This is a genomic window from Borrelia persica No12, from assembly GCF_000500045.1.
Lineage (GTDB): Bacteria > Spirochaetota > Spirochaetia > Borreliales > Borreliaceae > Borrelia > Borrelia persica.
The window spans coordinates 1-832 of sequence record NZ_AYOT01000194.1 but is presented as its reverse complement, the minus strand read 5'-3'; the positions used below and the strand labels follow the sequence as shown (position 1 = coordinate 832).

Genomic DNA, 832 nt, shown 5'->3' with positions numbered 1-832 from the left:
CCAATCATAACTCAAAAAATGGTACTTTCTGAGCTCGTTAAAGTTGGGATGGATAAAGATGTGGCTAAAGATTTGTCTTTTAGATATTACAGAAACGAACTCACGCACAAAGATATCGAATATCTCAAAGAAAACTTCGATATCAAACTCGAAATGCTAGAAAAAGTACTAAAAGGCGAAATTTTAGCTGTTAAAACTGAACTTGATAATAAAATTGATACCAAATTCACTGAACTTGATAATAAAATTGATACCAAATTCACTGAACTTGATAATAAAATAAATACAATTGAGAATAACTTAAATGTAAAAATTGATACCAAATTCACTGAACTTGATAATAAAATTGATAATGTTAGAAGCGAATTAAAATCGGATATCAAAGATCTTGATAATAAAATTGATACCAATAAAACAGAACTTAAGAGTACACTAAGATTACATAATTGGATGCTTGGCACTATTATTACCATATGTATAGGAATTTTATTAACTCTTATATTTAAGTAGATATAATAAGTAAATGTGAATTACTAATTCTATAATATACAAATATGGAAATAATAATTCACATATAATTCTTAAACACTTGTTGCTAATTTAGGCTTTTTAGAAACCTTAACTCGCTTAGCTTGTTGTTGCTCCTTCCCAACTTCTTCTTCACCAGAAAACGACAAATCAACCTTAGAATCATCACCCTTCACTGATGAATCAACAATAGATTCATCACCTTCTAATGGCAAATCACCCCTAGGTTCCTCTATCTCAACCTTAGGTTCCTCAACAACCTTCCTTTCTAAATTGCTAAGTAAAATTTCCTTATAATCTGTAT

At 29.1% G+C, this 832-nt stretch carries 1 protein-coding gene and 1 pseudogene; one reads left to right on the top strand and one right to left on the bottom strand.

From position 1 onward, the window contains the following. The coding region (gene bdr, locus U881_RS13375; protein ID WP_024653797.1) for a Bdr family repetitive protein at positions 1 to 510 on the top strand (510 nt) is incomplete at its 5' end. Between the two features lie 71 nt (positions 511 to 581). Here bdr and U881_RS12870 read toward each other — a convergent pair. Then, positions 582 to 832, bottom strand: a pseudogene (locus tag U881_RS12870) (hypothetical protein); the annotation flags it as partial.